Origin of the sequence: Bradyrhizobium sp., assembly GCF_036735945.1 — a bacterium.
Taxonomy (GTDB): Bacteria; Pseudomonadota; Alphaproteobacteria; order Rhizobiales; family Xanthobacteraceae; genus Bradyrhizobium.
This window is the reverse complement of the sequence record NZ_DAINNI010000023.1, coordinates 1-26551: the sequence shown is the minus strand read 5'-3', so window position 1 is coordinate 26551 and position 26551 is coordinate 1. Positions and strand designations below refer to the sequence as shown.

The window sequence follows — 26551 nt, the reverse complement described above, 5'->3', positions numbered from 1 at the left end:
CCGTATCGGAATTACCTTGATGCCGCCGCGCCGCGCCGCAAGGCGGCTGTTGCGTCAGCCGGTCGGTGAGTCGCTATAGGCCGTCTTCCAGCCCCACATGCCGGAGCCGTAACCGCGCTTCATCACCCGCTCCTTGTAGATCTCGGCGATGATCGCGCCGTCGCCGGCGAGCAGCGACTTGGTCGAGCACATCTCGGCGCAGATCGGCAGCTTGCCTTCGGCGAGGCGATTGGCGCCGTATTTGGCGTATTCGGCTGGCGTGGAGTCGGCTTCCGGTCCGCCCGCGCAATAGGTGCACTTGTCCATCTTGCCGCGCGAGCCGAAATTGCCGACCTTCGGATATTGCGGTGCGCCGAACGGACAGGCGTAGAAGCAGTAGCCGCAGCCGATGCACAGGTCCTTGGAGTGCAGCACGACGCCGTCGGCGGTGGTGTAGAAGCACGACACCGGGCAGACCGCGGCGCACGGCGCATCCGTGCAGTGCATGCAGGCCATCGAGACCGAGCGCTCGCCGGGCTTGCCATCATTGATGGTCACGACGCGGCGGCGGTTGATGCCCCACGGCACTTCATGTTCGTTCTTGCACGCCGTCACGCAGGCATTGCACTCGATGCAACGATCGGCATCACAAAGAAATTTGACGCGAGCCATGATCTATTCTCCTCTCACGCCGCTTGAATCTGGCAGAGGGTGACCTTGCCCTCGTGCATGCCGGTGACGGGGTCGTAGCCGTAGGACGTGATCGTGTTGGCGCTCTCGCCGAGCACGATCGGGTCCGCACCCTTCGGATATTTGCCGCGCTGGTCGACGCCCTGGAACCAGCCCGAGAAGTGGAACGGCATGAATGCCACGCCCTTGCCGACACGGTCGGTGACCAGCGCCTTGACGCGGGCCTTCGAGCCGTTCTCCGGACCGTAGACCCAGACCCAGCCGCCGTCCTTGATGCCGCGTTCGGCGGCATCCGCCGTGTTGACCTCGACGAACATGTCCTGCTGCAATTCCGCCAGCCATCTGTTCGATCGCGTCTCCTCGCCGCCGCCTTCATATTCGACGAGACGTCCCGAGGTCAGGATGATCGGGAATTGCTTGGCCAGTCCCTTCTCGACCGCGGCCTTCTGGATCGAGAAACCGAGATTGACCATGCGGAATTGACGACCGTCCGGACGCGTCGGATATTTCGCGACGAGATCGGTCCGCGGCGTGTAGATCGGCTCGCGATGAACAGGTACGGGATCGGGCAGATTCCACGCCACCGCGCGGGCCTTGCCGTTGCCGTAGGCCATCACGCCATGCTCCAGCGTGACGCGAATGATGCCGCCGGAGAGATCGATCGCCCAGCCGACGCTATCGGGGTTGTTGCCGCCGATCTTCTGGATGGTCGCGAGTTCGTCCGCGGTGAGATCCTTGTCCCAGCCGAGTTTCTTCAGCACGCCATAGGTGAACTCGGGATAGCCGTCGGTGAGTTCCGAACCCTTGCTGTAGGAGCCTTCGGCCAGCATGTTCACGTTCTTCACCGAACCGTCCGGCTGCTTCTCCTCATAGACCACGCCGAAACGGGCGCGGAACGTGCCGCCGCCGTCCTTGGCGTGGAGGTTGGTGTTGTAGAGCGTATGCGTGCCGGGATGCCGGATCTTCGGGGTGCCCCAGCACGGCCACGGCAGGCCGTAGTAGTCGCCGCCGATCTCCGGCTCGTCCGGCTTGGCGCGCAACGTCACCAGGTCGAACTTGCCCTGGTTCTTCATGTGCGCCTTCAACCGCTCCGGCGACTGGCCGGAATATCCGGTCGACAGGCCGCCTAGATTGATTTCCCGCAACAGATCCTCAGGCGACGGCCGCTTGTTCTCGACCTTGATGTTCTTGAACATCTTGTCGGCGAAGCCGAGCTTTTCCGACAGCCGGTAGATGATCTCGTAATCGTCCTTCGATTCGAAGATCGGCTTGACGATCTGCTCGCCCCACTGCAGCGAGCGGTTGGAGGCCGTGCGCGAGCCCGAGGTTTCGAACTGGGTGCAGGCCGGCAACAGGTAGGTGCCGTCCTTGCGCTCGGAGATCGCCGCAAAAGTCGTCGGATGCGGATCGGCAACCACGAGCAGTTCGAGCTTTTCGAGTCCCTTCACCATCTCGGTCATGCGCGGCACGGTGTTGCCGCCATGGCCCATGATGACCACGCCCTTCACGACGTCGCGTTGATCGACGTCATCGGGCTTGGCGAGCGTCGCATCGAACCAGCGCGTCCACGGAATGCCCGGCAGTTCCATGTTCTGCTTGCGGGTGCGGGCCGGACGGCCCGCCTTCGCCGGCACTTCGTCGAAGCGCGATTGCAGGTAATCGTAATCGACTTCCCAGACGCGAGCCCAGTGCTTCCAGGCGCCTTCAACGAGGCCGTAATAAAGCGGCAGCGTCACGATATCGAGGCCGATATCGGTGGCGCCCTGGACGTTGCAGTGACCGCGGAAGATGTTGGCGCCCGTGCCGAAGGAGCCGACGTTGCCGGTGGCCAGCAGCAGGTCGCAATAGGCTCGGACGTTGGCGGTGCCGACCGAGTGCTGGGTGCCACCCATGCACCAGACAAAGGCCGACGGCTTCTGCTTGGCAAAGGTCTCGGCAACCTTCTTCAATTGCTCGCCGGGAATGCCGGTGACGCGCTCGGTCTCTTCCGGCGTCCACTTCGCGACTTCGGCGCGGATCTGGTCCATGCCGTAGACGCGTTGCTGGATGAACTGCTTGTCTTCCCAGCCATTGGCGAAGATGTGATGCAGCATGCCCCAGATCACGGCGATGTCGGTGCCGCCGCGGAAGCGGACGTACTCGGTCGCATGCGCCGCCGTGCGGGTGAAGCGCGGGTCGAGCACGAATACGTTGGCGCGGTTGAGTTCCTTGCCGGTCAGGATGTGCTGCAGCGAAACCGGATGCGCTTCGGCGGCGTTCGAGCCCATGAAGATCATCGTCTTCGAATTGCGCATGTCGTTGTAGGAATTCGTCATCGCGCCGTAGCCCCAGGTATTGGCGACGCCGGCGACGGTGGTCGAATGACAGATGCGGGCCTGGTGGTCGATCGAGTTGGTGCCCCAGAACGCCGCGAACTTGCGGAACAGATAGCCGCCTTCGTTGGAGAATTTGGCCGAGCCGAGCAGATAGACGGAATCGGCGCCAGACTTCTGGCGGATCTCCATCATCTTGTCGCCGATCTCGTTGATGGCCTGGTCCCACGAGATCTTCTGCCACTCGCCGTTGACGAGCTTCATCGGGTATTTCAGGCGGCGGTCGCCATGCACGAGTTCGCGCACCGACGCGCCCTTGGCGCAATGCGAGCCGCGATTGATCGGGCTGTCCCACGCCGGCTCCTGGCCGACCCAGACGCCGTTCTGCACTTCGGCGATCACGGTGCAGCCGACCGAGCAATGCGTGCAGATGTTCTTCCTGATGTCGGTCGGCGCGCCGACCTTCTTGGGACCTGCCTCCGCCTTGCGCACCGAGCCTAGCGGCATCAGGCCGATCGCGGCGCCCGCGCCGGCCGCCAGACCGGACCGCCGCAGGAACGTACGGCGGTCGAGAACCCCAGACGCGAGGCTGGCGGCGATTCCCTGCAAACGCGCCTTGCCCGCGGATCCGTCTCTTCGCTTCATCAACATGTGCGTGGTCCCATCAATAGCGGTTGACGCGATAGTAGTTCTTGACGTGATCGGTTTCCTTGTAGCGCGCCTTGACGCGCTCGGCCTGCGACTCGTCCGCGACCGCCTCGCTGCCAGCCAGCGGCACCACGGCTGCTGCCGCGACCGCCGAACCGCCCATCAGAAACAGGCTGCGCCGATCCACGCCCGCGGCCCGTGACTTGCCTTTGTTGTCGGATGGCTTGCTCATTGCGGTCTCTCCTGTTCACGTTGCCTCACGCCATTATCAGGACAGCGTGAAGGCCTCGGATTCCAACTCCATGAAGACACGGCCGGCGCGCCCCACCGCACGGTAGAAGCGCGCCGATGGCAGCATCTCGAGATCGGCGAACATCCGCGCCGCCCAGGGCTTGAGATGACGTTCGAAGAAGCGCGCCTGTTCGGCGAACTCGGCCTCGAAGTCGCCTCGCGCAAGGCCGGCCATGACTTCGAGCAGAATCGCGATGTGATCTTCCGGCTCGCGCGAACTGCCGGCGCGCTCGATCCCGAGCGCGAGAAGGTCCTCGCGCACCCGCGCCAGCGGGCGCTCGTGCAGAAAACCGGTCAGGTAATAGGAGGCATAGGGCAGCACTTCGCCGCGGCCGAGCCCGATGAAGAGATCGAAGAATTCCTTGCTCGCGGCGCGATCGTTGGTCGCTGCGGCCGCGGACGCCAGCTCGACATGGGCCATGCCGAGTTCGGACGAATCGCCCTTCAGCGTCGCAACGCGCTTGAGCGTGTCGGCGTCGGGCGCCTTGCCGAGCAATAGCGACAACAGTCCATATTCCGCGGCACGCAGCCGGTCGATCTCGTCGATTTCCACTTTCGCTGAAGCCTGATCTTCCGACGATCCATAGAGATCGGGGCGCAGCACAAAGCGGCCCACCTGTGTCAGCGCCTCGACGGCGAGCACGCGTTCCGCAGGAATGCGCGACCATGCCGAAACCGATGGCTGCGCAATACCCAGTCCCCGCGCCAGCGATCCGACGCCACCCGCCGCCTTGATAGCTAGTTCCAGTCCGGCATCACGCATGGTGCTACCGATTCTCCTGCCCAGACTCGCGCCGCCCACCCGTTGTCCCCGGGCAAACAAACTTAGAACTGGAATTATTCCAAGCAGGGAATTTCTAACATAGGACGTGCCTATGTCCGCAAAAACTTTCGGCTAAACAATCGGTTTCGCAGTGCCATGACGTCGCACCGGTTGCTGCGGCGCAACACTGTTTGCGAACTTAGATCCGTCCACCGACGCGGTTCCATTGGCCGCGTTTTCGACCTCTGAAGCATCTTCCGTTTTCGCCGCCGCATCTTCGGCAAGTCTTACGGACTCTACAGGGAGTTCCGGCTCTGGCGTTGGCAAGGGGTCGCGCCTATGCGGCAAGGAACCAGCCGCCTCATTACCGGCATTTACATCACCGGCATTTACATCGGATTTTATACATTCGGCCGCGGGCTCTCCCATGATCTGCGACACCATGCGCGCCACATCGAGGCCGGCATCGAGTTCGCCGCCACCGGGCACCCCGCCAGGTGCGTTCCAGTCATAGGCATATTCGAGCGCGGGATTGACGTAATTGCGAATGGCGGGATCCAGCGCCCAGGATTTTCGCAAAGCCGCATTGCGCAGATGTTCGGGCACGCCCTTGCGAAGAAAGGCGGTGATGTCTGTGCTGGCGGTCAATTCTTCGAGCTTCGGCAGGGCCGAAAGATCGAACTCGGGTGCGGGGTCTTCGCCTGGCGGCGCTTCGAAACCGGAAGGTTCGACAGTTTCAGTTTCGGAGGGCGCGGCAGGCTTCGCCTCCGGCTGCTTCGCCTCGCGCTTGCGCTGCGACCATCGCGCCAGAAAGCCCTTGTCGCCTTCGGCTTCGTCCGGACCGCTCATGGGCGCCCTGCTCCCTCATCCGATTCACCACCTGGAACGCGCGGCCGATCGCCCCGCGCGCGATCCCGCTTGCGCTTGTGGAACACGCGCTCGACATGGAAACGATCGACAAAGGCCGCGATCCATCCGGCGATCTCGGCCGGCATCGGCACCGTTCCGATCACCTCGCAGCCGCTTTCGAACAACGCCTCCCCTTCGGTCGGATCGGCGGTGACTCTGGTCAATTCGAGTTCAGCACCGCCGTCCTGGCGCCGTAACGCGACCCAGATCCGCGGGGTGCCGTCGGCAAGATTGTCGCGATAATTTGCGGTCTCCGAGCTGAAGAGTTCGATGCTCGCCGCGCCCGCGTAATAGGTCGTCGCGTCGGCTTCGCTTGATAGCACCGTCCACGGCGCGGTTGCCGGCACCTGTTCCAGGATCAGCGCCGGCGACCACAGCTCCTCGATCCAGGGATTGTCGATCGAACGGCGCCGCACCACCACGCCGACTTCGCGGGATGCTTCCGTCATCGCTTTTCCTCCCTTCGGCGGATCATGTGACGCTCGCGGCCGCCGCAAGCGGCAGGCCGGCCACCAGATTTTGCGGCTTCAATCTCACCACCTTGTCGGCGCCCATGGCAAGGATGAGATAGACCGGCTTGTCGCCAACCCGCTCGTCCACCAGCCGCGCATCCTCGAAAGTCAGGCGCATCAGGGCGACGATGCGCTCAGCAACGCCATTGTCCATCCGCTCGCCGCGCCACAGCGCATTGCCGATCCGCGTCGCCTCGCTGTCGAGGCCGACGAACCAGCGCCAGTCACGATCCTCGATCGTGGCGATGCTTTCGACGCTGACGGCGATCCCGAGCAGATGCGCGATCCACCGCTCGATCGCCAGGCACAATCCGGTGCGCGCCTTGGCGTTGCCGCCGATGTTCATGACCATCGCATGCGCGTCCGACCGCGACCAGTAGGTCCAGGCATTGTCGTCGTCCATGACATCCATCTCGCCGAACGACTTCGGCTGCTGCAGCATGGCCGTCAGCGGCGACAAATGGACGTCATGCCGGGCGTGCTGCTCGGCCTCGATCACCTCGGCGTCGGCCAGCAGCAGCGTACCCTCGTGACGCGCGGCGAGCTGACTGCGATAGAACAGCTCCGCCGCACGCAATATATAGGGGTCGTCGCAGCCTTCGAGCGCATTGCGCAGGATCAAATGAGCGAGCTGCGACAGGAAGATCGGCGGCAGGTCGCCGGCCCCCTTGCGGGCAAGCGCGACATAGACCGCTTCCAGCGACGGCGCCGCCATCAGCCGGTCGCGGAAGTTCATCATGAACGACCAGTTTTCCCGCGCGTCCGGGTCGGCGAGACCAGCGATCTCGGCGCCCGTGACCCGGCGCAGCGGATCGGCCATCAGGCTTGCATGCAATTGACGCTCGGCGTCGCAGGCATCCGCCGGCGGCATCAGTTCTGGCCGCGCCAGATACGCCATGATGAGTTCGGGCGTCGCCACGAGACCGCCATGGTCGGCGCGGCGCGTGAGGTGATGGCCCGAGGCGACCCAGAATTCTCTCATCTACGATCCGTCTCTACGATTCGTCCTGGCGTCAGTCCTGATCAACCCGAGAAGATCGACCTCTTCGGCAGGTTCAACATCGCCTTCTATCTCGTGAAAGGTAAAGGCGCTGGCATGACCGTGCAACCGGTCGGCGTCTGCGGCAACCGGGCGCGGTTTCAGGGTCCGAAACCGCTCGCGGATTTCGCCGTCTTCGACGCTGCGCTGCACGGCAAGTAGCGTCTGCGTCGGATGATCGCAGAGCGAGGCGGCGAACGCGACCTCCTCCTCTGCGGCATGTCGCGCGGCATTCGCATCGGGCGCGCCGAATTTCTCCAGCAACTGGCCGGCAAGCCGCTCGATCATCGTCTGCCGCTCCGCTTCCGTTGCTTCGGTGACGATGGCAAGCGTCGACCATCCAAAGCTGTCGATGCCGAGAAAGCCCGATCGCAGCGCGACGCGCTGCTTCGGCCCGAGCGCCGTCAAATCCCGGTTCCAGAACATGAACGCGCCGGAAACCGCCCATTCGCCCGCTTCCGCCGCCCGTTCGAACACGAACGTATCCGAAGGGTCCAGCCTGATGGTTCGCGGAAACTTCAGCATGTCCGCCTCATCCGAGTTTCGGACCGCGCGCCTGCGGATCATACCAACTGGCGCGCCCAAGCGCATCCACGAGGCTGGCCCTATCAGGCGTTCCTCGATCGGCTGGCAGGCTGACCAGAAGATCGCCGTTGAGGTCGATGCCGCGGCGCTCGCCGGCCTTGTTCTTGGGAAGCCGCTCCAGATAATCCCGCGCGATCGCCTCAAAACCGCGCTCTTTCCAGCGATCGAACGCGGTCATCAGATGGCGGCTGAAGCTCTCGATGATCGCATCGGTCTCGACCATCTCGAAACCTTCGCTGAGCAACGACACGCCGGCGGCCGCCTGCACTTCCGGGACATGCGCCATGGCGGCGGCGCGCAGGATCACGCCGAAAACGAGCCATGCCGGCACTTCGTCTTCGGCGCAATCCCTGGGCCAGGCGAGCCGTCCGCCGCCGAGCAAGCCGGCGTCGAACCTGACAGCATCAGGCCAGTCGAAAGTCACCTCCCGCTCCGGGGGACAATGGGCGGCAATCGCATCCGCCAGCGCGTTCATTCCGGCAAACAACGCCCGGCGCGCTGATTTCAGCGGCTCGTCCGGTTCCAGCACCACCGCGAACTCGACGAGGTCGTAACGCCGCACCCAGACCAGCGTGCCCGCGCCCGCCTCCGCCGCGATCTCGCAGGCATGGGCGAACGCGTCGCCGAGCTCGCGCAGCGCGACCAAGGTATAGCCGGGCGGCAGGTCGAGCGTCTGTTCCGTATCCCCGAGGCGAGCGATCACGAAGAGCTATTTCCTCATTGCTTCAAAGGCCGCTTGTGTATGCTATCCCGCACAGGCTGGCGGCGCGAGCAGTCTTAATGATCTTGCGGATAGCCGCCGGAGCGGTTACCGCAGAACCATAGGATGAAGCAACCACCCCGCTGGGTGCATCGGGTTCAAGGTATTTTGAAATGAGTGCGGCGACGTCTCGCCTTCTGATTTGCAGTTGCGAGAAGACCATGCCGCTCGATGCGGACGCGATCGGCCGTGGCTGCACGGCCAAGGTCACGCAGGCCAACCAGCTTTGCGGCCTCGACCTCGATCGCTTCAAGGAGGCGCTTGCCGCCGGCGATCCGATCACGGTCGCCTGCACCCAGGAAGCGCCGCTGTTTCGGGAAGTTGCCGAAAATTCCCAGGAGGTGCAGCTTACCTTTGTCAACATCCGCGAGACCGGCGGCTGGTCGAAGGATGCCGCGGCAGCGGGTCCAAAAGCCGCCGCGCTGATTGCCGCGGCCGGCGAAGAGATGCCCCCGATCTCGCTGGTGACGCTGGAGAGTTCCGGCGTCGCGCTGATCTACGGCCGCGACGAAATCGCAATCGAAGCGGCCCAGCGACTCTCCGATCGTCTCGATATCACCGTGCTGCTGAGCAGACCCGGCGACGTCACGCCGCGCCGCGCCAACGAATTCCCCGTTCTCAAGGGCACTATCCGCAACGCCCGCGGACATCTCGGAGCGTTCGAGCTTGCGATTGACGACTATGCGCTGCCCTCGCCCTCCTCGCGCGCGAAGCTCGCGTTCGGGCCGTCGAAAAATGGCGCAAGGTCCACCTGCGATCTGATCCTCGATCTTTCGGGCGGCATGCCGCTATTTCCCGCACATGAATTGCGGCCCGGCTATCTGCGCGCCGATCCGCGGGACAGGGCCGCTGTCGAACGCGCGATTGCCGATGCCGGCGCGCTGGTAGGCACCTTCGACAAGCCGCGTTTCGTCAATTTCGAACCGTCGCTCTGCGCGCATTCGCGCTCTGCCATCACCGGCTGCACGCGCTGTCTCGATCTGTGCCCGACCGGCGCGATCACGCCCGACGGCGATGCTGTTACGATCGATGCCAATGTCTGTGCCGGCTGCGGCTCCTGTGCGTCGGTCTGCCCGACCGGCGCGGCGTCCTATGCGCTGCCGAGCGTGGACGCGCTGATGCGGCGCTTGCGGACGCTGCTGCAGACCTACCGCAAGGCCGGCGGAAGCGACGCCGTGGTGCTGTTTCACGACGGCGAGCACGGCGAGGAAATCATCGACGCTCTGGCGCGGTTCGGCGACGGCCTGCCGGCGAACGTGCTGCCGCTCCGCGTCAACGAAGTGACGCAGCTCGGGCCGGAGATCATTGCATCCGTCTTCGCCTATGGCGGCAGCGGCGTCGCAGTGCTGACCCGCGCCAGGCCGCGTCACGATATCGCAGCGCTTCGCCGCGCGGTCGAAACCTCGGATCAGGTCGTCTCGGCGCTCGGCTTCGGTGGAAGCCTGATCCGGATCGTCGAGACCGACGATCCCGACCAGTTGCGCGCCCTGCTGGACACCGCCCCGCGCGGCGTTGCAACGCAGAAGCCGGCCGGCTTCGCACCGCGCGGTGCAAAGCGCGGCGTGCTGGAGACGACGTTTCGCGAACTCCACATCGCCGCCCCCGCGCCCGTTGATGTGATACCGCTGGCGCCGGGCGCGCCCTTCGGTACCGTGAAGCTGGATGTCGAGGGATGCACGCTGTGCCATGCCTGCGTCACCGCCTGCCCGACCGGCGCGCTATCCGACAACCCTGATCGCGCCATGCTGCGCTTCACCGAAAGTCTCTGCGTGCAGTGCGGGCTTTGCGAAGCGACCTGTCCCGAGAAGGTCATCACGACGGAGCCTCGCCTCGACTTCCAGGCCTGGAATTCGCCACAGCGCGTCTTGAAGGAAGAAGAGCCGTTCAACTGCATCGCCTGCGGCAAGCCGTTCGGCACCAAAAGTTCGATCGATCGCGTGCTGGCAAAACTCGGCGAGAAGCACTGGATGTTCCAGGGCGCAAACGCCCGGCGGCTCGATGTCATCAAGATGTGCGCGGATTGCCGCGTCGAGGCCGTGGTCAACGAGAGTTTCGATCCGCACGCGGCGCCGCAACGCCCGCCCGTGATGTCGACGGAAGATTACTTACGCGCGCGCAATGTGAAAAAGGACGATCCGCTGGGATCGTAAATCCTCCGTGTCCACCACCCCTCCCGATCTCCAGGCCCGTGCGACGTCGAGAGCCGTTGGCATTCCCGGCGTCAAGCACATCATCGCGATAGCCTCCGGCAAAGGCGGCGTCGGCAAATCCACCACGTCCTGCAACCTCGCGCTCGGCTTCGCCGCGCTCGGGCTGAAGACCGGCCTTCTCGATGCCGACATCTACGGCCCCTCGCAACCAAGGTTGTTCGGGCTGCGCGGCAAGCCGCGGCAGGTCGGGCCGCGCATGCTGGAGCCGATGGAGCGTTTCGGCGTCAAGGTGATGTCGATCGGCTTTCTGGTCGAGGAGGACAGCGCCATGATCTGGCGCGGCGCGATGGTGATCTCGGCAATCACGCAGATGCTGCGCGAAGTCGCCTGGGGCGATCTCGATATCCTCGTCGTCGACCTGCCGCCCGGCACCGGCGATGCGCAGCTCACCATGGCGCAACAGGTGCCGTTGGCCGGCGCGATCATCGTCTCGACGCCGCAGGATATCGCGCTGATCGACGCGCGGCGCGGCATCGCGATGTTCCAGAAGGTGAGCATTCCGATACTTGGCCTGATCGAAAACATGTCGAGCTTCTGCTGCCCGACCTGCAACCACATCACCCCGATCTTCGGCCATGGCGGCGCGCGGACCGAGGCCGAACGCCGCAGCATTCCCTATCTCGGCGAAATCCCGCTCGATCTGCAGATCCGGAAAGCCTCCGATGATGGCCGTCCGATCGTCGCGGTCGAGCCAGATGGCATCCACGCAAAGCGATATCTCCACATCGCCCGTGAAATCTGGACTTCGATCATCACCGGCGCTGTGCATCGGCCGCCGCCGCGCATCGTTATCGAGTAAAGCAAAGCCCTGCTCAAGGGCTCATCAAGTTAGGGTTGATCGGCTCGGTGCCGCCGACAAGGCCGAGCGCTCGCAATTCATCCTGGTGCAGATCGACGAGGAGGATTGCCAGTACGGCGCACAGGGTTGCGGCGAGGACCACGAGAAGCCGCGCGACGGATGTATCTGCGGCTCCGTCTTGCGCAGCGGTGTGATTCCAGAGCGGCGATATGAGAGCCAGCAAAGCATGGAGCATTGCGATCTCTCCTCTGCATCGTGTTGCGCCAGCGTACATCAAACCCAGGATCGGACCGAGAGGACATCGTGCCACACCTGAAAGCAGGCACGGCACGCGCGCCAATCAGCGCGCCTCCTCGAAGCCGCCGAGCACAGCGGTGAGATTGGCGCCGAGTATATCGGAGAGATATCCCCCCTCCTGCACGAAGACGGTCGGAAGGCCGAGCCGCGCGATCGCCGCGCCGATGCGCCGGAAGCCGGCCGTGGTCACGGCAAGGCCGGCGAGCGGGTCGTGCCCGGAGGCATCGAGACCGAGCGCCACCACCAGCGCGCCGGGCGCAAAGGCGCGGATTGTTTTCTCGGCGTCCGCCATCGCCTTGATGTAGTCGTTGTCTCCGGTGCCCTTCGGCAGCGGGATGTTGAGGTTGGCGCCGAGGCCTGGGCCCGCGCCGCGTTCATGCGCATATCCCCAGACGTAGGGATAGAAGAAGACCGGATCGGCGTGGATCGACACCGTGAGAACGTCCGGCCGTTCGTAGAAGATGCCCTGCGTGCCGTTGCCGTGATGCACGTCGACATCGAGAATGGCCACGCGCTCATGCCTCAGCCGCAGGTGCGCGGCTGCGACCGCGCTGTTGTTGAAGAAGCAAAAGCCGCCCGACATGTCGGCAAAAGCATGATGGCCGGGCGGCCGGCACAGCGCATAGGCCGCGTCTTCGCCGTCCATGACGAGTTGCGCCGCCGTCGTCGCGACATCGGTGGCGGCACAGGCGGCCGCGTAAGTGCCCTCACTGATCGGCGCCGCGGTATCCGCCGTGTGCCAGCCGAGGCGGCCGACAATATGGGTTGGATAGGTCGCGCCGTAGCGAACGGGATGGATGTTGGCGATCATCTCCGCACCGGAATCGCCGAGCGCGATCCAGGCGACCCAGGCTTCCTCCATGAAACGCAGATACTCGGCGCTGTGGACGCGCGCCCGCGGACCCTGGCCGAACATGGTGGGCTCGATAAGCCCGTGATGGCCGGCCTTCAGTCCCGCCAGCAAGCGGTCAGCGCGTTCGGGCTGCTCGGTGGTGCGCTTGATCACGCCGCGCACCAGGAAGAATTGCGGATCGTGGCTGCGATGCAGTTCGGTGTAGACGGCCTTCACGCGGGCACCCGGCGCTGGAACGAGCAATCCTGACCATTGGCATGCTCGGAAACGCCAACAATGGCAAGCGTATTGTCTACTCGGCCTTCAATTTCAGTTCGCGAATGATCGTCCCGAAACGCTCGTAGTCACGCCGGAAGACGCTTGTCGCCTGCTCGCTGCTATCGCCCACCGGGTCGAAGCCGATTTCGCGCAGCCGCTTGACAACCTCGGGATCCCTGATGGCCTTGACGAAATCCGCATTGATGCGGTCGACAATCGGCTGAGGCGTTCCGGCCGGCACGAAGACGCCCTGCCAGCCCTCGACCGCCACGTCGGGATAGATGGAGGCCAAGGGCTTCGCGCCTGGAAACATGTCAAGCGCGGCAGGGCTCGTGACCGCAATCGGCCTCACCGTGCCCGCCCGGACATGTTGCTCGATGTTCGCCGGCGTCTCCATCGCGCAGGATAGAAGCCCCGCCATCAGGTCGGGAAGCGCCTGGCCGAAGCCGCGATATGGCGCATGGACGAAGTCGATCCCCGCCGCCCGCTTGAACAGTTCAATCGCCAGATGCGGCGGTGATCCGACGCCGTAGGTCGAACAGGTGAGTTTGCCTGGTTCAGCTTTCGCAAGGGCGACGAATTCTTCGAGCGACTTGACCGGCAATGTGGACCGCACCACCAGTACGTAAGGCGAAAGCGCGACCCGCGTGACGCTAAGGAGATCCTTGGCCGGATCAAGGCTGGTCGGCGACATCCACGGATTGATCGCCATCGCCGACGTCGTCATCAGCACCGTGTATCCGTCAGGCGCGGCGGTTGCGACCGATTGCGCGCCGATATTGCCTGCAGCCCCTGCACGGTTCTCGACCACGATCGGCTGCCCCATGCTGGCGCGCAATTTTTCTGCAAGAATCCGCGCAACCACGTCGATCGAGCCACCGGGCGGAAACGCCACGACCAGCCGGATCGATCGTTCGGGATAGGCGGCATTGCCGGTTTGAAACGGCAAAATTCCGAAAAGCATGATCAGAGCGGTAACAAGTGTGCGAACCACGGACAGCCCCTATTCGATGCTTCACGAAAGAATGCTGGCGAGCGCATTCCGGAGATCGGTCGCCGCGCCCGGCGCAAGCTGCTGCGCACGCCAAGCAATGAAGCCGTCGGGCCGCACCAGAACGGCGCCGGTGTCGCCGACACCAAACCGGCTGCTGAATGTCCCCTCGACGTCGACCAGCTTCTCGCCGATGACATGGCATTGCAGGGCAAGCCCCGTCGTCTCGCCGACATCAGAGACGATCCGTTGCCAATCGCGGCCCTTCGATCCCACGATCAGCGAGAATTCGGGGCCGACGAGGTCGATGGTTGACAGCCGTTCTCCGTCTCGATCGAGCCAGACGTGCGGGGCGCGCGCGCCGGGATGACCTGATGGAACATAATCCGTGTAGGCGTCTTCGACTTCCGGTGGCGCGCTGCCGTCCGGGATCACCGCCTCGGAGGCGTAGATGGTTCCGAGCTCCAGGCCGATGTGATTGCCGTAGCGCCGGGTTGCCTGCAGAATCTCCTTTGATCCCATTCCATCCGCCGGCGCTTCGCCGCGGGAAATAACGCCGAGCTTATTGACCTGTTGCCGGTTGTGATAGGACTGATCGGCGACCCAGCGCGCGACCGGTCGCCGCTCGGTCTCGTAGGTCTGCAGCAATCTGCGCCCGGCCTTGCCTTTCAAGAACAGTGCGAGCTTCCAGATGGCGTTGTGCATGCCTTGCACGCCGGTATTGGCCCCAAGCCCTCCGGTCGGCGGAAACATATGCGCGGCGTCGCCCGTCAGCAGAATGCGTCCGGCGATCAGGCTACGGCCGACGACCGCGTTCATCTGCCACTTCCCGATCGAGAGCACTTCGACCTTCAGGTCCGGTACACCCGCGCCGGCCCTGATCCGCTCGGCGCAGCGCTCCGCCGTGTAGATCTCGGTCGACCACTCCTCTTCCGGCACCTGAAGCTGGGTGAGCCAGCGTCCCTTGGCATCCAGCGGCTGAAACACGCCGGTGGCATTCTTGTTCGAGAAGAACAGCAGGATGCCCGTGTGATCGCCGACATGCTTCTCGATATCTGCGCGAAAGTAGCAGTTGATGAAATGGGCGACCTTCTTCGGACCGTCGAGCGGCACCTGCAGGAAGTCGCGTACGAAGCTCGCCGCGCCATCGGCAGCGACCAGCGCGGGCGTAACGAGATCGTATAGTTCGCCACTGGCCTTGTTGCGGGCCTTGATCTCGACCGAACGGGCATCGTCTTCGTGACCGCTGATAATCTCGACAAGTTCGTGACCGAAGCGCAAATCGACCATGCCGGTGCGCTTGATCTCCCGCAGCATCACCGGCTCGATCATATCCTGCGATGACAGCACCGAGCTTACCGGGCTGAGATCAGGCCCCGCCCCGGCGAAGCCCCGCGAGTCGATGTGGCCGGTCTGCTTGCCGACCACCGACTCCATGAAACGGATCGGAGTCTTCCAGTTCGGCGGCAAATCAAGCTGGCGCAGTTCGTCGTAAATCTCGCGCCCCCACCCGCGCGCGATCTCCATCGTGCGGGTGTTGAAGTTTCGCGTCTTCGGGTGCCAGCTCGTCCGCTCGTTTCGCTCGATCAGGATCGATCGCAGCCCGCAGCGAGCGAGTTCAAGCGCGGCACCCAGGCCGACCGGCCCTGCGCCCACGATTACGACAGGCTGTACCTCTGCGCCTCCACGCGCCATCGCTCGTCTCCTCCCTGATTGATCTTGTTATTTATGAATTAGAATCATATTCTACTTTTTGTCAAGGCTGTTGATTCCCTGTATCGTGCGGATGGGATATGGATGTCGCTTCAGCGGGATACAGAGGATCGATTCGTGCCCCCACCACGCGCCGGCAAAGCGAAGGCGTCACCCAAAGCGCATGATCTCGTGGGAATCGTGAAGCTGGAGCGCGTCAATGCGCCGAAGCAGGCGCGGAGCGAAAAGCGGCTGCAGGACATCATCCAGGCGCTTGAAACGCTGCTCGACGGACGCGCATATGAGGAGATTACGATCCCCGACATCGCCGCGCGGGCCGGTTGTGTCCCCGCCTCGATCTATGCGCGCTTCAAGGACAAGACCAGCATTCTGGTCGCCCTGCATGAATCAATTCATAATCGGCAGTTGGCGCAGATCGACGAGACCATGCGCGTCGAGCGTCATGCGGATCTGTCGCTCGACGACTCGATCTTCATGATCTTTCGCAACCTGGCGAGGTACTACACGCGTTATCGGAACCTGATACGTCCGGCCTACCTGCTCGGCGACAACGAAATCTACGAGCGGGGTGCAGCAACGATCCGCCATGCGTCGGATCGTATCGCCGCGATCGTTCGCCAGAAGACGAAGGGCGGACCTGCCGACCTCGACAAACGGATCGATCTGGGTACGCGGGCAGCCTATGCGCTACTTCAGCAACGAATGGTGTTTCACCCGCAGCCGACCGGCCGATACCCACCGGGCGACGACGACGCGATGGCGACGGAACTCGTCCGCCTGTTCAAACGCAACCTGTCACAAGATGCCTGACGAACGCCGATCAATCGCGCGGCGCGACGACATTCACACCTCAGTCGGGAAGGATTAACTACGCCCCGGCGGACGGCAGGCTGGCGGCCGCGATGGCCACGATTTGGGACAGCCGGCGTCCGATCCGGGAGGACGCGTTGCTCAGCAAGGAACGAACCTGTCGCATTTCTTCGTCTTCCATGTGCGCCGGGGGCAAGGGCGCACAGGGAAAATGGTCCCTAGCCGCTAACTAGTCGAGATATCAGCAAAAATAGCAATGCGCGCTTCGTCCTGAGGCCAACCGGCAGTGGATTTATTGCCTCGGTCAGGTCGGCCGCGAATGAGATTTTCTCCGCCGGTTCCTGTCCTCAAAGCCCGGTAATCCCGCTGTCGACCGCGAGCGTCTGGGCGTTAACGTAGACGCTCTCGTCGGAAATGAAAAACAGCGCCGCGTAGGCGACTTCCCAGCCTGTCGCCATCCGCCCGAACGGGATGCCGGAGGCGGTACGTGACGGGCGGCCGGCGCTGGCATGGCGGCCGAGCGGCGTATCGACCAGGCCCGGACAGATGGTGTTGGCGCGGATGCCGCGCCTTGCGCCTTCCTTGGCGACATTGCGCATCAGGCCCGATAGCGCGGCCTTCGAGGCATCATAGGCGATCAGCCGCGAACCGGTGCGGAGCGCTGCGATCGACGAGATGAACACGACCGAGCCGCCGTCGGCTATGTGCTTGAGCGCCTCGCGGCAGCACAGCATCGGTCCGGTCAGGTTGACCGCGAACGTGTCGTTCCATTCCTTCAGGTCGACGCTGCCGAGGCCGAGCTTGCCAAGCCCGATGCCGACATTGAGCACCATGCCGTCGATGCCGCCAAGGCCCTCGACCGCCTCGCCGACCATGCGGCGTACGTCTTGCTCACGCGCGATGTCGGCCTGGATCGAAAACGCCTTGCCGCCCTCGCCGACGATGCGCTGCATGGTGTCATCGGCGCTCATCAGGTTCCTGTCGGCAACCGCGACATGGGCGCCTTCCCGCGCGAACAGCAGCGACATGGCGCGGCCGTTGCCGACCGGATCGGTGGCGGCATCGAACGTCTGCTGCCCGCCGCCGACCACCAGTATCCTGCGGCCCTGCAGGCGGCCGCGCCCCGGCGCTTCGCCGGCGGACTCCGGGCTGAGCTGGCGGACATATTGTATCTTGTCGGACATTTTCACCTCACCGCGTTTTGAGCTGATGGCGTCACATCGAGAAACCGTCGCAGCGACGCCAGTACCAGGTCGAGCCGGTCATGATGCAGCCAGTGGCCGGCGCCTGCGATCTTCTCGATCTGCGCTCCCTTGAAATACGCGAGCAGGCCGGCGGCCTCCGGATCGGGCAGAAAGCTTTCGTCGCCCCACATCAGCAGCGTTGGACAAGTGATGCGCGACCACAGGCCGGCATAATCCTGCGGCGACAGCCGGTATGGCGCCCTCGCCCGCTGGTAATGGTCGAACTTCCAGCGATAGAGGCCGTCGTCGCCTTTGCGGATGCCATGGCTGGCAAGATGAAGCGCCTGCGCCTCGGTCAGGCGCTTGTTGCGCGTGGCGAGCCGCTTTGCCGCCTCCTCGATCGTCCCGAACGTGCTCTCCCGATGTTCCGAGATGCGGTCGAGCTGGTCGATCCAGCGCGTCATCTGCTCGGCGATCGGCGCGGGCTCCGAGCTGGAGAGAAACGCGCCATCCAGCACGACAAGGCGCGACGCTTTTTCCGGATAGGTGCCCGCACAAGCCAATGCGACCATGCCGCCCATGGAGTGGCCGACTATCGCTACGTCCGGCAACTCGGCAAGGCGCATCAGGCGGATGAGATCGTAGACATTGTCGGTCAGGCTGTAGCTGCTGCCCTTCGCCCATTCGGAATCGCCATGGCCGCGCAGATCCGGCGCGATGACGTGGAAATGCGGCTGCAACTCGCGCGCAATCGCATCCCAGTTGCGGCAATGGTCGAGCCCGCCGTGCACCAGGATAAGGGCGGCGCCGATACATTGCCCCAGTCGACATAGTGCAGCCGCAGCCCCTGCGACTCGTAAAAGCGGTCTGCCGGCTCTGCCATCGCCATTCGTCTCTCGCGGCTGCCGACGGCCTATTTCGGCGCGAAACCGAAGGTGCGTTCGAAACGCTTCACATATTCCGGCCACACCTCGGGATTGACGATGCGCGGCGGGCGCTTGCCGTCGAGCGCATCGAGAATCTGCTCGGCGGCGATCCTGCCCATGTTGATCCGCGCTTCCTTGGTGACGCCGGCCGTATGCGGGCTTGCCAGCACGCTGTCGAACTGCAGCAGCGGATGCTCAGGCGGCGGCGGCTCCTTGTCCCAGACGTCGAGCCCGGCGCCGGCAATGCGCTTGTCGCGCAGCACCTCATACAGCGCCTCCTCGTCGTGAATGAAGCCGCGCGCGGTAGTGACAAAGAAGGCATGCGGCGGCATCAGCGCGAATTCGCGCGCGCCGATCATGCGGCGATTGTCCTTGGTCAGCGGACAGGAAATCGAGACGAAGTCCGCACGGCGCATCAGATCGTGCAGCTCTACTTTCTCACCACCGCGGGCGGCGATTTCTTCCGCGGTCAGATAGGGATCGTAGGCAATGACGTTCATGCGCAACAGCCCCTTGCAGAGCTCGGCGATGCGGCGGCCGACATTGCCGATCCCGACGATGCCGACGGTCTTGCCCTGGAGCTCGTTGCCGATCAGCGCATTGCGGTTGACATTGGCCTCGCGCCGCAGCGCACGGTCGGCTTCGAGGATGCGCTTCGACAGCGTCAGCATCATCCCGAGCGCATGCTCGGCCACGGAGTTGGCGTTGCCGCCGGTCTGGTTGACGACGAGCACGCCGGCCGCCGTGCAGGCATCGACGTCGACGGGGTCAAAGCCCGCGCCGTTCGAGGAGACGATCAGGAGGTTCGGCGCCCGCCGCAACAGGTCCTGATGGACATGGAAGTGCGACGCGATCTCGTCGCGCGCAGCACCTACCTGGTAGGCGTGCGCCGCCGACAGGATCGGTGCCGCGACGGCGTCAGGGCTATCGTTCTCAAGCCGGTCGAGCCGCACGTCGGCGCGCTTCCTGATGATATCGAGATAGATATCGTGGGCGAGATATTTGACGTAGAACACGCGCTTGTTGTTGACGGTCATTTTTCCTGGCAACTCTCAGTTCGGGAAATCGTAAAGCCTGGCGGGGTTGGCGACGAGGATGCGCTGCTGCGTCGCCTTATCAGGCGTCCACGCCTGAAACAACTCGAGCAGATGCCCGGCGTCGGGCATTTCGCCCTCGACGCGGGGATGCGGCCAGTCACCGCCCCAAACCAGCCGCTCCGGATTGGCCTTCACCAGCGCCTCGTGAAACGGCTGCGCGTCGGGATAATCAGGCGCGGCCTGACTAAGGCGATGCGCGCCCGACAGCTTGGCCCAGCACCAGCCTTCGCCGACACAGCGCAGCAGACTCTGGAAGCCTTCGGTGCCGGTGCCGGCACGGGCATCGGTGCGGCCCATATGGTCGATCACGATCGGCAGCCGCAGCGATTTCAATTGCGGGATCGTCTGCGGCAGATCCTTGACGTCGATCCACAATTGCAGATGCCAGCCGAGTTCGGCCATCAGAGGCGCTAGTCTCTCGGCCTCGCTCAGCGGAACGCCGCCGCGATAATGCAACTGTCCGCCGCGAAAGAAGTGGTTGAAGCGCAAGCCGCGGACGCCGAGCGCATGCCACGCCCGCAGGTCGCGTGGCGACACATTGGCATCAGCCACCGCGACGTCCGGCTGGCGCCTCAATGCATCGAGCATCGCCGAGTTGTCGCGGCCATGCGCGCTGCCCTGCACCAGCACGCCGCGCGCAAAGCCGATCGCATCGAGCATGCCGAGATATTTTTCCAGCGGCCCATCCGGCGGCGTATAGCTGCGATCGTCGGCATAGGGAAAACGATCCGCCGGTCCGAACACATGCGCATGGGTATCGCAGGCGCCGGATGGCAACGGCACGCGCGGGCGGCTGACCTCGCGGGGCGGCAGGCAGGCAGGAATCATGGGAGACGTCACCCCGGTTATTCCGCTTTCATTCCGGCGGCCTTGATGATCGGCCCCCATTTCTCGTAGTCGGCACGAATTTGGGCGTCGAACTGCTGCGGCGTGCTGCCGATCGGCTTGGCGCCGAGCCTGGCCAGCCGCTCCTTGACGGAGTCTGTATTCAAAGCCGCGACAAAATCCTGCGAGAGCCTGGCCAGCACATCGGATGGCAAGCCGGCCGGTCCGAGCAGGCCCCACCAGACGCCGGTGTCATAGCCCGGCACCGTCTCCGACAGGCTCGGTACATCGGGCAGGAATGGCGCGCGCTCGGCCGTGGTGACCGCAAGCGCGCGAAGCGTGCCGGCCTGCAACTGCCCGACCGATTCCGGGCCGTTGTTGAACGACATCGGCACCTGTCCGCCGAGCAGATCGTTGATCGCGGGCGCGCCGCCTTTGTATGGGATGGCGATGAGATCGATCTTCGCAAGGTTCTTCAACAACTCGCCGGCAAGATGCGTCGACGTTCCGTTGCCGGCATGGGCAAAGGACAGGCCTCCCGGCTTCGCCTTTGCCGCCGATATTACCTCGGCCACCGTCCTGAACGGAGAATCGGCTCGCACCAGCAGGATGTTGGGTGACGACGCCAGCAGCGACACCGGCGTGAAATCCTTGAACGTGTCATAGGGGATCTTGGAATACAGGAACGGATTGGTGGCATGGCCGCTCGCCACCATGATCAGCGTGTAGCCGTCTGGCGCAGCGGTCGCGACCGCCTGCGAGGCGATGACGCCACCGGCGCCCGGCCGGTTCTCCACCACGACCGACTGTCCCCATTTCCTGGAAACGACATCGCCGAGCGTCCGCGTCAGGACATCGACGCCACCACCGGCGGGATAGGGTACGAGAATATGCACGGGCCTGGACGGGAAATTCGCCTGGGCGAAGGCGCTGCCACACATCGCAAGCGTGGACACAGTTGCAGCAGCGATCCGGAACCACCTGCCCATGGCATCCCCTCCCGATGTTTTTGTTGTTATCTCACATCGTCGCATGCCGATTGTAGCGCCGCGAGACGCAGAGCCGGATACGGTCGGGACATGTTGACAATCCCACCGATGACGTCAAGTTTCGCCGCTCCAGCGATGAACGCGAACGAAAGATCGTCGCGGGTTAAAGGGGACCGAAATGGCGGTTGCAGAAGAGAAAACCTCGCCAGGGGTTTCCGAAAAGAGCTGGCACGGCGTGGTGCTGCAGACACTCAAGCGTAACGACATTCGCCTGGTCCCCTATGTGCCCGACCGCGTCCTGACGCCGCTGATCAAGAATCTGCACGCCGACCCGTTTTTCACTACCTTCGCCACGGCGCGCGAGGAGGAAGCGGTCGGCATCGTCTCCGGCGCCTGGATGGGCGGCATGCGGAGCGCAGTGCTGATGCAGACATCGGGATTTGCCACGCTCGCGAACGTGCTGGCGTCGCTGGCGATCCCTTATCAGATCCCGCTCATCATGTTCGTCTCCGAGCGCGGCACGCTCGGCGAATTCAACTACGGCCAGTCGCTGGTCTGCCGCACCATGCGCCCGGTGCTGGATTCGCTCGCGATGGAGCATCACACCATCACCCGGTTCGACGAACTCGAATTCATCGCCGACCGCTCGATCAAGCAGGCCGTCACCACGCAGGCGCCGGTGGCACTGATCCTCTCGCCGCTTTTGACCGGCGGCAAGACCTTCGACAAGTGAGCGATCTCATGAGCAACGACAATACGGCCCGCAACACCAAGGTCATGAATCGTTTCGATCTCACCTCGCGGCTGGTCGCGAAGTTGAAGAACGAGGAAGCCGTGATCGGCGGCATCGGCAACACCAATTTCGACCTGTGGGCCGCCGGCCACCGGCCGCAGAATTTCTACATGCTCGGCAGCATGGGCCTCGCCTTCCCGATCGCACTCGGCGTGGCGCTGGCGCAACCCGACCGGCGGGTGTTTGCGCTCGAGGGTGACGGCTCGCTGCTGATGCAACTGGGCTCGCTCGCGACGATCGCGACGCTGGCGCCCAAGAACCTCACCATGGTGGTGATGGACAATGGCATCTACCAGATCACCGGCGCGCAGCCGACGCCGGCAGCGTTCGTGGCCGACATCGTCGCCATTTCTGTCGCGAGCGGACTGACCAACAGCAGCTGGGCGGCGGACGAAGAGGACTTTGAGCGCCTGATCGAGCAGTCCCTGTCGGCGGCGGGGCCAACGCTGATCGGCGTGCGCATCGATGACAAGCCGGGTACCGGCACCACGCGCCGCGATCCCGTGCAGATCCGGGAGCGCTTCATGCACGGTATGGGGGTAAGGGAGCTGCTCTGACAGCGGGCAACCGGGCTCGCTCGCCGGGCCTCCGATATGGCGGGCTCCAATTAACCACGGCGATTTTAACCACAGACATTGCGTCGTTCGCGCGCATGGACTTGTTGCACGGAATGTGTGCTATGCCGTTCCGATGACGATCTTCCTTCGAATTGTCGCCTGGGGTCTTGCCGCGGCCATTGCCTTCGCAACCCTCGGCCCCGCGCAACGGCGGCCCCACATAAACATCGGACAGAACGGCGAGCACGCGCTGGCCTTCGTCCTGCTGGGGCTCGCCTTCGGGCTGGCCTACACGCGCGGCCGTTCGCTTGCGGCCGCCCTCGTCATCGCCTTCACCGGCCTGATCGAAGTCCTGCAGTTCGCGGCGCCGGGCCGGCACGCGCGGCTGTCGGATTTCGTGGTCGACGCGCTGGCGGCATCGCTCGGCCTTGTAGCCGCCGCCGCGCTCGACTGGATGGTCAGGCGGGCGCAGCGATCGCCGTCGTAATAAAAAAATCCTCGCGGGGATCGCCCGCGAGGAAATATCAGTCCACCTCCAAATCGCGTCAGTCGAGAATCCGGATGACCCTGCGCGTGCTGGGCTCCACGATCACGCGACGATCATTGACGACCGCGTAGCGGTATTCCGTGTGCCGGGGCACGGTGCGCAATTCGACAGCCGGCGGCAACGGTTCGCCGACGACGATCCGCTCACGAACCACAACGGAACGTTCGCGCGGGACCGCATTGATGACCGCGTTCGGAATTTCCACGGCTGCGCCCACCGCGGCACCCACCGTGCCACCGACGATCGCGCCGACCGGACCCGCAGCCTCACCGCCCCTCGCAGCGCCTTCCGCCGCCCCCTGAGCAGTGGTCGATTGCGCAAATGCCGCGCCCGACATCAGCAGCGAGCCGGCAATCACGGAAACGGCCAAACGTTTGTTCATTGCATCCTCCAGTAAATTGATGATGCATCTCAACTTCGGGAGGCGCGGGAGGTTCCGGTTGCCTTGCCACGGAAAAAGCCCGCGTCGGTGTTGCGACGCGGGTTCCAGTCACGGGGAGTTGCAGTCAAAATCGTTGCTAGGCTTTTGCGACCTCGTGGTTCGCCATCATTTCAAGCGCGCGCACCATGCCCGAATGGTCCCATGCCCTGCCGCCATGGGCGGCGCAGGATGAGAACAACTGCTGGGCAAGTGCCGTGCTCGGCAGCGACAGGCCGAGCGCACGCGCGCCCTCCAGCGCCAGATTGAGATCCTTCTGATGCAGCTCGATGCGGAAGCCCGGCTCGAAATTGCGCTTCACCATGCGCTCGCCGTGCACCTCGAGAATGCGCGACGACGCAAAGCCGCCCATCAGCGCCTTGCGCACCAGCGCCGGATCCGCGCCGGCCTTTGAGGCAAAAAGCAGCGCCTCGCCGACCGCCTCGATCGTCAGCGCCACGATGATCTGGTTGGCGACCTTCGTGGTCTGCCCGTCGCCATTGTTGCCGACGAGCGTGACGTTCTTGCCCATCCTGTCGAACACCGGCTTCATGGTGTTGAAGGCGCGCTCCGGCCCGCCGACCATGATGGTCAGGCTCGCCGCCTTGGCGCCGACCTCACCGCCGGAGACCGGCGCATCGAGATAGTCGGCGCCGCGGGCCTCGATCTTCCTGGCGAATTCCTTGGTAGCGAGCGGCGAGATCGAGCTCATGTCTACGACGATCTTGCCCTTCGATATCCCCTCCGCGACGCCATCAGGCCCGAACAGGACAGCTTCGACATGCGGCGTATCCGGCACCATGATGATGACGACATCGGCCTGTTCAGCGACCTCCTTGCCCGACTTGCAGACCACCCCGCCGGCCGAGACCAGTTCCGGTGCGATAGGCACGACATCGTTCAGGAGCAGGCGGTGGCCGGCGGCCTGCAGATGGCCCGCCATCGGGCGTCCCATGGTACCCAAGCCGATAAAGCCGATATCGATCATTGTCAGACTCCCTTTTCGTTTCTTGGTTGTTGGTCAGGTATCGAGCGTCAGCGCGGCGTGCCAGCCGAGACCGTCGACCGTCGTCGTCCGCGGTTTGTACTCGCACCCGATCCAGCCACGATAACCAATAGCGTCGAGATGCCTGAACAGGAAGGGATAGTTGATCTCGCCGGTGCCGGGCTCGTTGCGGCCGGGGTTGTCGGCGAGCTGGACATGGGCGATGCGGGAGAGCTGTTTTTGCAGCGTCCGCGCGAGGTCGCCCTCCATGATCTGCATATGGTAGATATCGTACTGCACAAACAGATTGCTCGAGCGCACATCCGCGATCAGCTGCAGCGCCTGCGCGGTCTTGTTCAGGAAGAAGCCGGGAATGTCGATCGTGTTGATCGGCTCGATCAGCAGCTTGATCCCCTCCTTGCCGAGCGCATCCGTCGCGAAACGCAGATTGCCGATCAGGGTCTCATTGAGATCGGCCGGATCGGCGCCGTCAGGGGCGATCCCGACCAGGCAGTTGAGCTGCCGGCAATCGAGTGCCCTGGCGTAATCGATCGCGCGCGCGACGCCGTCGCGAAACTCCGCCACCCGGTCGGGCAGGATGGCGATGCCGCGATCGCCGGCGCCCCAATTCCCGGCGGGAAGATTGTGCAATACCTGGGTCAGGCCATGCTGGTGCAACTGCTCGCGCAGCTCGGCCTTGTCGAAATCATAGGGGAATAGATATTCGACCCCGTTGAATCCGGCGGCCTTGGCAGCGGCGAAGCGATCGAGGAACGGCACCTCGCCGAACAGCATGGTGAGATTGGCGGCAAATTTCGGCACGATTACTCTCCTTAAGCGTCAGGCCGGCAGCAGCTTGCCGTGTTGCGGCACGCTCGGCCGCACCGGCGTATCGTCGAGCGGCAGATCGAGCACCTCCTCGAATTCGATGATGTTGTCGATCTCGGTCCCCATCGAGATGTTGGTGACCCGCTCCAGAATGAACTCGACAACGACGGGCACCTTGAACTCTTCCATCCATTCGCGCGCGGTGGCGAACGCCGCCTGCGTGAGGTTCGGATCGGTGACGCGGATTGCCTTGCAGCCGAGCCCCTCGGCGACCGTGACATGGTCGACGCCGTAGACCCCGATCTCCGGCGCGTTGATGTTCTCGAAGGAAAGCTGGACATGGTAGTCCATGTCGAAGCCGCGCTGCGCCTGGCGGATCAACCCGAGATAGGAATTGTTCACGACGACGTGGATGTAGGGCAGCTTGAACTGCGCGCCGACCGCGAGCTCCTCGATCAGGAACTGGAAGTCGTAGTCGCCCGACAGCGCGACGATCTGGCGGTTCGGATCGGCCGCGCGGACCCCGAGCGCCGCCGGCAGCGTCCAGCCCAGCGGACCCGCCTGCCCTGCATTGATCCAGTTGCGCGGGCTGTAGACGCCCAAAAACTGCGCGCCGGCGATCTGCGACAGGCCGATCACGCTGACATAGCAGGTGTCACGACCGAACGCCTTGGTCATCTCCTCATAGACGCGCTGCGGCTTGATCGGCATGTCATCGTAATGGCTCTTGCGCAGCATAGTGCGTTTGCGGTCCTGGCACGCCGCCGGCCACGCCTGCCGCTCCTTCAGTCTGCCGGCCTTGCGCCATTCCTTCGCGACGGTGACGAACAATTCCAGCGCCGCCTTGGCATCCGACACGATGCCGAGATCGGGATTGAAGACCCGCCCGATCTGCGTCGGCTCGATATCGACATGCACGAAGGTGCGCCCCTTGGTGTAGGTCTCGATCGAACCGGTGTGGCGGTTGGCCCAGCGATTGCCGA

At 64.0% G+C, this 26551-nt stretch carries 28 protein-coding genes; 6 read left to right on the top strand and 22 right to left on the bottom strand.

Annotation, left to right across the window (positions count from 1 at the left end; all coding sequences use genetic code 11):
- Window positions 1-54: 54 nt before the first annotated feature.
- The 9 genes from fdh3B to V7E26_RS10895 form a co-directional block, all read right to left on the bottom strand.
- Window positions 55-651, bottom strand: a complete 597-nt coding sequence (gene fdh3B / locus V7E26_RS10935) for a formate dehydrogenase FDH3 subunit beta (RefSeq protein ID WP_028348819.1) — start codon at window positions 649-651, stop codon at window positions 55-57.
- Between the two features lie 14 nt (window positions 652-665).
- On the bottom strand, window positions 666-3632 hold the full coding sequence (locus V7E26_RS10930) for a formate dehydrogenase subunit alpha (RefSeq protein WP_324415626.1): 2967 nt from the start codon (window positions 3630-3632) through the stop codon (window positions 666-668).
- Window positions 3633-3645: 13 nt separating this feature from the next.
- Window positions 3646-3861: a hypothetical protein gene (locus tag V7E26_RS10925; protein WP_324415624.1), complete on the bottom strand. Its 216-nt coding sequence runs from the start codon at window positions 3859-3861 to the stop codon at window positions 3646-3648.
- A gap of 36 nt (window positions 3862-3897) precedes the next feature.
- Window positions 3898-4683, bottom strand: a complete 786-nt coding sequence (locus tag V7E26_RS10920) for a molecular chaperone TorD family protein (RefSeq protein WP_324415622.1) — start codon at window positions 4681-4683, stop codon at window positions 3898-3900.
- 132 nt (window positions 4684-4815) lie between these two features.
- A complete protein-coding gene (locus V7E26_RS10915) occupies window positions 4816-5532 on the bottom strand; it encodes a DUF3306 domain-containing protein (protein ID WP_324415620.1) in 717 nt (238 codons plus the stop codon).
- Complete coding sequence (locus V7E26_RS10910; protein WP_324415618.1) at window positions 5529-6041, bottom strand: DUF3305 domain-containing protein; 513 nt, start codon at window positions 6039-6041, stop codon at window positions 5529-5531. Before V7E26_RS10910 ends, V7E26_RS10915 begins: the two co-directional genes overlap by 4 nt.
- Window positions 6042-6063: 22 nt before the next feature.
- Complete coding sequence (locus tag V7E26_RS10905; RefSeq protein ID WP_324415616.1) at window positions 6064-7086, bottom strand: DUF6352 family protein; 1023 nt, start codon at window positions 7084-7086, stop codon at window positions 6064-6066.
- A complete protein-coding gene (locus V7E26_RS10900; protein ID WP_324415614.1) occupies window positions 7087-7668 on the bottom strand; it encodes a DUF6505 family protein in 582 nt (193 codons plus the stop codon).
- Window positions 7669-7675: 7 nt separating this feature from the next.
- Complete coding sequence (locus V7E26_RS10895) at window positions 7676-8431, bottom strand: biotin/lipoate--protein ligase family protein (protein WP_324415612.1); 756 nt, start codon at window positions 8429-8431, stop codon at window positions 7676-7678.
- 170 nt (window positions 8432-8601) lie between these two features.
- Between V7E26_RS10895 and V7E26_RS10890 the strand changes: the two genes are divergently transcribed.
- Together V7E26_RS10890 and V7E26_RS10885 are read left to right on the top strand one after the other, a co-directional pair.
- Window positions 8602-10638, top strand: a complete 2037-nt coding sequence (locus V7E26_RS10890) for a 4Fe-4S binding protein (protein ID WP_324415610.1) — start codon at window positions 8602-8604, stop codon at window positions 10636-10638.
- A gap of 7 nt (window positions 10639-10645) precedes the next feature.
- Entirely contained in the window at window positions 10646-11497 is an 852-nt protein-coding gene (locus V7E26_RS10885) for an Mrp/NBP35 family ATP-binding protein (RefSeq protein WP_442893386.1), read from the top strand.
- 13 nt (window positions 11498-11510) lie between these two features.
- Here the strand turns inward: V7E26_RS10885 and V7E26_RS10880 are convergent, their stop codons facing one another.
- From V7E26_RS10880 to V7E26_RS10865, 4 genes are all read right to left on the bottom strand, one after another.
- The gene (locus tag V7E26_RS10880) at window positions 11511-11732 is read right to left on the bottom strand and encodes a hypothetical protein (RefSeq protein WP_324415609.1); all 222 of its coding nucleotides are present in this window, start codon (window positions 11730-11732) and stop codon (window positions 11511-11513) included.
- Window positions 11733-11837: 105 nt separating this feature from the next.
- Complete coding sequence (locus V7E26_RS10875; protein ID WP_324415607.1) at window positions 11838-12863, bottom strand: histone deacetylase family protein; 1026 nt, start codon at window positions 12861-12863, stop codon at window positions 11838-11840.
- A gap of 76 nt (window positions 12864-12939) precedes the next feature.
- Window positions 12940-13869, bottom strand: coding sequence for a Bug family tripartite tricarboxylate transporter substrate binding protein (locus V7E26_RS10870; RefSeq protein WP_324415605.1), 930 nt, complete (start codon window positions 13867-13869; stop codon window positions 12940-12942).
- A 51-nt stretch (window positions 13870-13920) separates the two neighbouring features.
- Window positions 13921-15591: an FAD-dependent monooxygenase gene (locus V7E26_RS10865; RefSeq protein ID WP_324415603.1), complete on the bottom strand. Its 1671-nt coding sequence runs from the start codon at window positions 15589-15591 to the stop codon at window positions 13921-13923.
- A 102-nt stretch (window positions 15592-15693) separates the two neighbouring features.
- On the opposite strand from V7E26_RS10865, the gene V7E26_RS10860 reads away from it, so the two are divergent.
- Window positions 15694-16419, top strand: coding sequence for a TetR/AcrR family transcriptional regulator (locus V7E26_RS10860; protein ID WP_324415601.1), 726 nt, complete (start codon window positions 15694-15696; stop codon window positions 16417-16419).
- Between the two features lie 347 nt (window positions 16420-16766).
- On the opposite strand, the gene V7E26_RS10855 is transcribed toward V7E26_RS10860, so the two are convergent.
- The 5 genes from V7E26_RS10855 to V7E26_RS10835 form a co-directional block, all read right to left on the bottom strand.
- On the bottom strand, window positions 16767-17603 hold the full coding sequence (locus V7E26_RS10855; RefSeq protein WP_324415599.1) for an SDR family NAD(P)-dependent oxidoreductase: 837 nt from the start codon (window positions 17601-17603) through the stop codon (window positions 16767-16769).
- A 2-nt stretch (window positions 17604-17605) separates the two neighbouring features.
- The gene (locus tag V7E26_RS10850; RefSeq protein ID WP_324415597.1) at window positions 17606-18394 is read right to left on the bottom strand and encodes an alpha/beta fold hydrolase; all 789 of its coding nucleotides are present in this window, start codon (window positions 18392-18394) and stop codon (window positions 17606-17608) included.
- A 122-nt stretch (window positions 18395-18516) separates the two neighbouring features.
- Complete coding sequence (locus V7E26_RS10845; protein ID WP_324415595.1) at window positions 18517-19566, bottom strand: hydroxyacid dehydrogenase; 1050 nt, start codon at window positions 19564-19566, stop codon at window positions 18517-18519.
- A gap of 15 nt (window positions 19567-19581) precedes the next feature.
- Window positions 19582-20454 (bottom strand): amidohydrolase family protein, encoded by an 873-nt coding sequence (locus V7E26_RS10840; RefSeq protein ID WP_324415593.1) that lies wholly within the window; start codon window positions 20452-20454, stop codon window positions 19582-19584.
- Window positions 20455-20471: 17 nt separating this feature from the next.
- Window positions 20472-21440: a Bug family tripartite tricarboxylate transporter substrate binding protein gene (locus V7E26_RS10835; protein ID WP_324415591.1), complete on the bottom strand. Its 969-nt coding sequence runs from the start codon at window positions 21438-21440 to the stop codon at window positions 20472-20474.
- Between the two features lie 178 nt (window positions 21441-21618).
- Here V7E26_RS10835 and V7E26_RS10830 point away from each other — a divergent pair, with 178 nt between their 5' ends.
- The 3 genes from V7E26_RS10830 to V7E26_RS10820 all read left to right on the top strand — a co-directional run bounded on the left by V7E26_RS10830 (window position 21619) and on the right by V7E26_RS10820 (window position 23277).
- A complete protein-coding gene (locus V7E26_RS10830; RefSeq protein ID WP_324415589.1) occupies window positions 21619-22173 on the top strand; it encodes a decarboxylase in 555 nt (184 codons plus the stop codon).
- Window positions 22174-22181: 8 nt separating this feature from the next.
- Complete coding sequence (locus V7E26_RS10825; protein ID WP_324415587.1) at window positions 22182-22790, top strand: thiamine pyrophosphate-dependent enzyme; 609 nt, start codon at window positions 22182-22184, stop codon at window positions 22788-22790.
- A gap of 133 nt (window positions 22791-22923) precedes the next feature.
- The gene (locus tag V7E26_RS10820; protein ID WP_324415585.1) at window positions 22924-23277 is read left to right on the top strand and encodes a VanZ family protein; all 354 of its coding nucleotides are present in this window, start codon (window positions 22924-22926) and stop codon (window positions 23275-23277) included.
- 58 nt (window positions 23278-23335) lie between these two features.
- Here the strand turns inward: V7E26_RS10820 and V7E26_RS10815 are convergent, their stop codons facing one another.
- The 4 genes from V7E26_RS10815 to V7E26_RS10800 all read right to left on the bottom strand — a co-directional run.
- Window positions 23336-23719, bottom strand: coding sequence for a DUF1236 domain-containing protein (locus tag V7E26_RS10815; RefSeq protein ID WP_324415583.1), 384 nt, complete (start codon window positions 23717-23719; stop codon window positions 23336-23338).
- A gap of 136 nt (window positions 23720-23855) precedes the next feature.
- A complete protein-coding gene (locus tag V7E26_RS10810; protein ID WP_324415580.1) occupies window positions 23856-24743 on the bottom strand; it encodes a 2-hydroxy-3-oxopropionate reductase in 888 nt (295 codons plus the stop codon).
- 33 nt (window positions 24744-24776) lie between these two features.
- Window positions 24777-25562, bottom strand: coding sequence for a hydroxypyruvate isomerase (hyi, locus tag V7E26_RS10805; protein WP_324415578.1), 786 nt, complete (start codon window positions 25560-25562; stop codon window positions 24777-24779).
- An 18-nt stretch (window positions 25563-25580) separates the two neighbouring features.
- Window positions 25581-26551, bottom strand: a 971-nt coding sequence (locus V7E26_RS10800) for a thiamine pyrophosphate-dependent enzyme (RefSeq protein ID WP_324415576.1), incomplete at its 5' end; no start/stop codon positions are given.

Coding starts and splice junctions, on each gene's coding strand:
- V7E26_RS10890 (WP_324415610.1), top strand. CDS start 8,602: ATGAGTGCGGCGACGTCTCGCCTTCTGATTTGCAGTTGCGAGAAGACC.
- V7E26_RS10900 (WP_324415614.1), bottom strand. CDS start 7,668: ATGCTGAAGTTTCCGCGAACCATCAGGCTGGACCCTTCGGATACGTTC.
- V7E26_RS10880 (WP_324415609.1), bottom strand. CDS start 11,732: ATGCTCCATGCTTTGCTGGCTCTCATATCGCCGCTCTGGAATCACACC.
- V7E26_RS10810 (WP_324415580.1), bottom strand. CDS start 24,743: ATGATCGATATCGGCTTTATCGGCTTGGGTACCATGGGACGCCCGATG.
- V7E26_RS10845 (WP_324415595.1), bottom strand. CDS start 19,566: ATGACCGTCAACAACAAGCGCGTGTTCTACGTCAAATATCTCGCCCAC.
- V7E26_RS10825 (WP_324415587.1), top strand. CDS start 22,182: ATGAGCAACGACAATACGGCCCGCAACACCAAGGTCATGAATCGTTTC.
- V7E26_RS10925 (WP_324415624.1), bottom strand. CDS start 3,861: ATGAGCAAGCCATCCGACAACAAAGGCAAGTCACGGGCCGCGGGCGTG.
- V7E26_RS10910 (WP_324415618.1), bottom strand. CDS start 6,041: ATGACGGAAGCATCCCGCGAAGTCGGCGTGGTGGTGCGGCGCCGTTCG.
- V7E26_RS10840 (WP_324415593.1), bottom strand. CDS start 20,454: ATGATTCCTGCCTGCCTGCCGCCCCGCGAGGTCAGCCGCCCGCGCGTG.
- V7E26_RS10930 (WP_324415626.1), bottom strand. CDS start 3,632: ATGTTGATGAAGCGAAGAGACGGATCCGCGGGCAAGGCGCGTTTGCAG.
- V7E26_RS10865 (WP_324415603.1), bottom strand. CDS start 15,591: ATGGCGCGTGGAGGCGCAGAGGTACAGCCTGTCGTAATCGTGGGCGCA.
- V7E26_RS10870 (WP_324415605.1), bottom strand. CDS start 13,869: ATGCTTTTCGGAATTTTGCCGTTTCAAACCGGCAATGCCGCCTATCCC.
- V7E26_RS10835 (WP_324415591.1), bottom strand. CDS start 21,440: ATGGGCAGGTGGTTCCGGATCGCTGCTGCAACTGTGTCCACGCTTGCG.
- V7E26_RS10920 (WP_324415622.1), bottom strand. CDS start 4,683: ATGCGTGATGCCGGACTGGAACTAGCTATCAAGGCGGCGGGTGGCGTC.
- fdh3B (WP_028348819.1), bottom strand. CDS start 651: ATGGCTCGCGTCAAATTTCTTTGTGATGCCGATCGTTGCATCGAGTGC.
- V7E26_RS10905 (WP_324415616.1), bottom strand. CDS start 7,086: ATGAGAGAATTCTGGGTCGCCTCGGGCCATCACCTCACGCGCCGCGCC.
- V7E26_RS10855 (WP_324415599.1), bottom strand. CDS start 17,603: ATGTCCGACAAGATACAATATGTCCGCCAGCTCAGCCCGGAGTCCGCC.
- V7E26_RS10830 (WP_324415589.1), top strand. CDS start 21,619: ATGGCGGTTGCAGAAGAGAAAACCTCGCCAGGGGTTTCCGAAAAGAGC.
- V7E26_RS10915 (WP_324415620.1), bottom strand. CDS start 5,532: ATGAGCGGTCCGGACGAAGCCGAAGGCGACAAGGGCTTTCTGGCGCGA.
- V7E26_RS10860 (WP_324415601.1), top strand. CDS start 15,694: ATGTCGCTTCAGCGGGATACAGAGGATCGATTCGTGCCCCCACCACGC.
- V7E26_RS10820 (WP_324415585.1), top strand. CDS start 22,924: ATGACGATCTTCCTTCGAATTGTCGCCTGGGGTCTTGCCGCGGCCATT.
- V7E26_RS10815 (WP_324415583.1), bottom strand. CDS start 23,719: ATGAACAAACGTTTGGCCGTTTCCGTGATTGCCGGCTCGCTGCTGATG.